We start from the raw sequence: 5,499 nt of genomic DNA on the forward strand, positions 1-5,499 counted from the left end.
CCGGCGGCGTGCCCAGGGCGGACCCGAGGGCGGCCCAGGCGTCCACGGCGGTGCCGTGCACGCTGACGGTCGTCGGGCCGACACCGTCCCCGAGCATGACGGTGTAGGCGCTGACCGCGTCGTACGTCACGGACCCTCCTCACGCCCCGCCGATCGGGGCTCGACTGCGTCCTCGACCGAGCCAACGGCTCCCGCCGCGGTCCGGCCAGCAGGCACACAGCGTGTCGCGCCGAGCTGAACCGATTCCGCGCCCGGTGGTGCCGCCGTTCAGGGCCTCACCCGACAGGACGTACCGCCCGGCGTCCGGTGCCCCGGAGCGGCCGAGAGCCCCGTCACCCCCGCCGCGGCGGCAGTGCGAACAGCACCCGTTCCCAGCGCAGCCGCCGACTCCACCAACGGGTCCGGACGGCCACCCAGCGCGTCCCGCACGAGCACGTGAACTCGTCCCCGGCCACGGCGGGCGGACCCGGCGCGCACCGGTGCTCAGCCACCACGCACACCTCCCCGAACGGGGGACAACCCCACGTGGACCGGAGGGTCCGCCCCGCCGGGACGGGGGCCCGCTCCATCGTCCCGCACGTCGCTGACCAGCAGTCTTTCGGTGTCACCAGCGAGCACGACGATACCGGGGAGGTCCGACGATCATGCTCACGCTCACCGCCACCACGCCACGGACGACCACTCCGACGGTGTCCGTCGTCATCCCGACCTTCAACGAGGCGGGCAACGTCGACGAGCTCATGCGCCGGCTCGCCGCGGCCCTGCCGGCCGGTGCCGAGGTCGTCGTCGTGGACGACTCGACGGACGACACGGCCGACCGGGCCCGCGCCGCCGCCCCCGCCGTGCCCTTCACGCTCACCGTGATCCACCGCGACGAGCCGGCCGGCGGGCTGGGCGGGGCGGTCGTCGCCGGACTGCGCGCCGCCCGGGCCGACTGGGCCGTCGTCATGGACGGCGACCTGCAGCACCCGCCGGCGGTCGTCGCCGAGCTGCTGGCCGCGGCGCCGGGCCACGACGTCGTCGTCGCCACCCGCTACGCCGACGGCGGCGACGGGTCGGGCCTGGGCTCGCCCTACCGTCACGCGGTCTCGCGGGGCTCGAAGGCCCTGGCCGCCCGCCTGCTGGGCGGTGCGGTCGCGCGGATGAGCGACCCGCTCTCCGGCTTCTTCGCCGTCCGTCGCGCCGCCCTCGACCTCGACGCCGTCGACCCCATCGGCTACAAGATCCTCCTCGAGCTCGTGGTCCGCTCGGGCCTCGAGCGCATCGCCGAGGTCCCCTTCACCTTCGGGGTGCGCCACGCGGAGGAGTCGAAGTCGACCGCCCGCGAGGGGATGCGCTTCCTGCGCCACCTCACGACGCTGCGTCGGGCCCAGCGGGTCGTCACGCCCGACGTCGCGCCGGTCCGGCTCGACGACCGCCGCCATCACGCGCCCGGCTCGCCCCGCCTCGACGTCCTGATCGTCACCAGCGAGGCCCCGCCGATCGTCTCGGGCATCTCCCGCTGCGTCGACCGCCTCACCGTCGGGCTGCGCGAGCGCGGGCACCGCGTCGACGTGCTCTCCTCGGTCCAGATCCCGCGCCTGATGCTCGGCGAGTACCGGTTCTCGACGCTGCTCGCCCACTGGCGCCGCGTCGGGGCCCTGCTCGAGCGCTACGACGTGGTCAACCTCCACGGCCCGGTGCCCACGATGAGCGACGTCGTGCTCCTGTTCGCCGGCGCCCGCCGCGGCACCCCGATCCTCTACACCCACCACTCGGCGTTGGCCGTGCGCGGCGCGGAGACGCTCTCGCGCCTCTACAACCGGCTCCACCGCGTCCTGTCCGGGCGTGCCGACCGCATCCTGACCACGTCCGAGCACTACGCCGCGCTGGAGCGCCGCGCGGGTGGCCCGGCCGTCGAGGTCGTGCCGTGGGGGGTCGACGTGCGGCCCCGCCCGCTGCGCCCGCACCACGACGGCGCCCCGCTGAAGGTCCTGTTCGTCGGGCAGATGCGCCCGTACAAGGGCCTCGAGTGGCTGATCCCGGCCGTCGCCGGCCGCCCGGGGCTGGAGCTGACCCTCATCGGTGACGGAGCGCATCGGGCTGACTACGAACTTCTCGCCGGTTCGGCCCAGAACGTCCTGTTCACCGGCCGCGTCAGCGACGAGGATTTGCACCGTGCGTACGACACGCACGACGTCGTCGTCCTCCCGTCGGTCACCCAGGCGGAGGCGTTCGGGCTCGTCGTGCTCGAGGGGATGGCCGCCGGGTGCGTCCCGGTGGTCTCCGACCTGCCCGGCGTCCGGGACCTGGTCGCCGACACCGGCCCCGTCGTCCCGACCCGTGACGTCGACGCGCTCGCCGCGGCCCTCGACGGCCTCGCCGCCGACCGCTCGCGCCTCGCGACCCTGGGCCACCGCGCCCGCCGTCGCGCCGAGGGCCTCGGCTGGGACACCTGCGTCGAGCGCTACGAGGCTGCGATGATCGCCACCGTCGAGGGCCGTGGCCGGGTCGTCCCGACCGTCCCCGTCACCGCTGCGGCTCCCGCCGCGACCGTCACCCGGGCGGGCTGAGCCATGACGAGCACCGCACCCGCCCTCGTGACCCCCGTGCCCCGCGACGTCTGGCGGGAGGTCCATGCCGCCGACCCGGACGCCGTCGTCACCCAGTCCCCGGAGTGGGCCGACGCCCTCGCCACCCGCGGCTACGCCGACGCGAGCCGGCTCTACGAGCTCGCCGACGGACGCCGCCTGGTCCTCCCGCTCGCCGCCCGCCGGCGGGCGGGGGTGACGGTCAGCGAGGAGTCCTGGCCCTACGGCTGGGGCTACGGCGGGGCGCTCGTCGAGGGCGGCGACCTCACCGCCGCCGACGCCCGGATCGTCCTCGACGACCTGCGGCGCCGGCCCGCCGTCCTCCGCGCCGCGGTCCCGATGCCGCTGCGCGGCGGGGTGTGGGACGAGGCCGCCGGCCCGGACGTCACGCGGGTCCCGTACACCTCGCAGGTCGTGGACCTCGACGGCGGCTGGGACCGGCTGTGGGAGTCCGGCTTCAAGCGCCAGGCACGCAACTCGGTCCGCAAGGCCGAGCGCTTCGAGCTCGACGTGCGCCGCGAGGACGGCACCACCGCCGCCGGCCCCGACGGTCGCGGCCTCGCGGTCTTCCGCGAGCTCTACGCCCAGTCGGTCGACCGGTGGGCCGCGCAGCGCGGGCAGCCGCTCCCGCTGGCGCGCCGGCTCGCCGCCCGCCGCGACCGGCCCGGGCAGGTCGCCGCCGCGGCCGCCGCGCTGGGCGAGCGGTGCGTGGTGTGGTCGGTGCTGCGCGACGGCGTGCCGGTCGCCTCCAACGTCGTGCTGGTCGGGGCGAGCGGAGCGACGGGGGACGGGGGAGGCGGCCGGCACGCGATCGGCTGGATGTGCGCGATGGACACCACCGGGATCGCCCGGGAGACCCTCGCGACCTACCTGCTGCACTCGCTGGCCATCCGGGACGCGTGCGAGCACGGCGTGCGGTGGTTCCACATGGGGGAGTCCGACGCCGGGTCGGGGCCGGAGCACTTCAAGCGGTACTTCGGCGCCGTGCCGGTGTCCTACGCGGCGCTGCGCTTCGAGCGGCTGCCGCTCTCCCGCGGCGAGGAGGTCGCCCGCCGCGCGTTCGGCGCGGTGTCGCGGCTGCGGCGGTCGTCGTGACGGCCGCCCGCAGGAGCCGCGTGGTCCTCTCGATCTACGACGACCTCGGGAACCCCCACTACGGCGGCGGTGGCGCCGCGGTGGTCGCGCGGGTCGCGCGGCGGCTCGCCGACACCCACGACGTCACCGTCTACTGCGGCTCCTACCGCGGCGCGGTCTCGGGGGACCGCGACGGCGTCCGCTACGTGCACCTGCCCGTCGGATGGGCCGGGCCGCGGGGCGGGCAGATCCTCTTCTCGCTGCTGGTGCCGCTGCTGGCGCTCGTCGTGCGCCCCGGCGTCTGGATCGAGAGCCTCACGCCGCCGGTCTCGGCGAGTCTGCTGCCGCTCGTGGCGCGCTGCCCCGTCGTCGGGCTCGTCCAGATGCTCTGCGGCGCCGACATGCAGCGCCGCTACGGCCTGCCGTTCGAGGCGATCGAGCGGCGGGGGCTCGCGCTCTACCGCCACTTCGTCGCCCTGGGCGACGTCGACGCCCGCCTCGTGGCCGCGGCCAGCCCGCGGGCGCGGGTCACGGTGATCCCGAACGGGATGGAGCTGCCGCCGGCCGGCGACGACGTCGCCGACGGTCCGGTGCTCTTCCTCGGGCGCATCGACGTCCGCCAGAAGGGCCTCGACCTGCTCCTCGAGGCGGTGCGCGCCGATCCGGACCTGCGGCTCGACGTCGCGGGCTCCGGCACCCCGGCCGAACTGGCGCGGCTGCGCGAGCTCGTCGCGGGCCTCGGTGACCGGGTCCGGCTGCTCGGCCGTGTGGAGGGCGAGGCCAAGGAGGCGCTGCTGCGCGGCTGCTCGCTGATGGTCGTGCCCTCGCGCTACGAGACGTTCTGCCTGACCGCGCTGGAGGCGATGGCCCACGGCCGCCCGGTGGTCACGTTCGACCTCGAGCGGCTCGCCTGGATCGGCGCGGACGCCGGGCTCACGGTGCCGGCGTTCGACGCCGCGGCGCTCGGCGCGGCGATGCGCCGCCTGGTCGACGACGCCGCCCTGCGCGCGGAGCTGGGCCGCGGCGCGCGGGCGCGCAGCCTCGCCTTCGACCGGCGGATCGTCGAGGCCCGCTACTCGGCGCTGGTGGCGGAGCTGCTGGCGACCGACGAGGCCACCGCCGACGGGGAACGCTTCGCGCCGCCCGGGCGCCAGCGGTTGCGCAGCGCGGAGAGCTTCGCCCGGGTGTCGTCGGAGAGGCGGGCGACGGCCTCGGCGCGCAGCCGCGCGGCGCTCGCGAGCGCGGCACGGTGCGCGGAGCCGGTGAGCCGGTGGCCGAAGACCTGGAGGCGGACCTGCTCGCGGGTGCCGCTGGCGAGGTCGGCCTTGTACGACTCGGCGTCGCCCAGGAGGTCCAGGCGGGCCAGCTCCGGGTCCTCGCAGCAGAGGTCGACGAGGTGGTGGGTCAGGACCATCCCGGGCCCGAGCTTGGCGAGCTCGTCGTCCATCCCGAGCTTGAGGAACCACAGGGTGTCGCCCTGGCGCAGGCAGTAGCCGAACGCCACCGACCGCCCGTCCACCCGCAGGTGCACCAGCCGCAGCACCCCGGCCGCCGCCGCCCAGCGCGCGCCCTCGGTGTAGAAGCGCACGCTCGCGGGGGAGGAGAGGATCGCCGAGCCGGCGGCGAGCTTCCACGGCCGGGCCTCGAGCCGGAAGCCCTCGTCGAGCACGGTGCCGAGGTCGCCCGTGCTGCCGTCGGTGACGTCGAGGACGACCTCCCCGGCGTCGGCCATCCGGTGCCGCAGCCGGCGCAGCCCGTGGCGGCGGTTCTTGGAGAGGCGGCGCAGGAACGACGCCGGGTCGCCGGTGGTGTCGATCCACGGCGAGGCGCAGATCGGGCGTTCCAGCGACGGCGC

Annotated in this window: 3 protein-coding genes and 1 pseudogene; 3 read left to right on the top strand and 1 reads right to left on the bottom strand. The window is 76.2% G+C overall.

What is annotated here, in order from left to right:
* Window positions 1-644 precede the first annotated feature (644 nt).
* From AC0CYZ_RS11095 to AC0CYZ_RS11105, 3 genes are all read left to right on the top strand, one after another.
* Window positions 645-2,552, top strand: coding sequence for a glycosyltransferase (locus tag AC0CYZ_RS11095; protein ID WP_472215219.1), 1,908 nt, complete (start codon window positions 645-647; stop codon window positions 2,550-2,552).
* A 3-nt stretch (window positions 2,553-2,555) separates the two neighbouring features.
* Window positions 2,556-3,665 (top strand): GNAT family N-acetyltransferase, encoded by a 1,110-nt coding sequence (locus AC0CYZ_RS11100; protein WP_472215221.1) that lies wholly within the window; start codon window positions 2,556-2,558, stop codon window positions 3,663-3,665.
* Window positions 3,666-4,192: 527 nt separating this feature from the next.
* Window positions 4,193-5,137, top strand: coding sequence for a glycosyltransferase family 4 protein (locus AC0CYZ_RS11105; protein ID WP_472215223.1), 945 nt, complete (start codon window positions 4,193-4,195; stop codon window positions 5,135-5,137).
* Here the strand turns inward: AC0CYZ_RS11105 and AC0CYZ_RS11110 are convergent.
* A pseudogene (locus tag AC0CYZ_RS11110) lies at window positions 5,029-5,376 on the bottom strand (GNAT family N-acetyltransferase); the annotation flags it as partial. The gene AC0CYZ_RS11105 and the pseudogene AC0CYZ_RS11110 overlap by 109 nt on opposite strands.
* Window positions 5,377-5,499 lie beyond the last annotated feature (123 nt).

It is taken from the genome of Actinomycetospora sp. (assembly GCF_055612215.1).

Coding starts and splice junctions, on each gene's coding strand:
- AC0CYZ_RS11095 (WP_472215219.1), top strand. CDS start 645: ATGCTCACGCTCACCGCCACCACGCCACGGACGACCACTCCGACGGTG.
- AC0CYZ_RS11100 (WP_472215221.1), top strand. CDS start 2,556: ATGACGAGCACCGCACCCGCCCTCGTGACCCCCGTGCCCCGCGACGTC.
- AC0CYZ_RS11105 (WP_472215223.1), top strand. CDS start 4,193: ATGGAGCTGCCGCCGGCCGGCGACGACGTCGCCGACGGTCCGGTGCTC.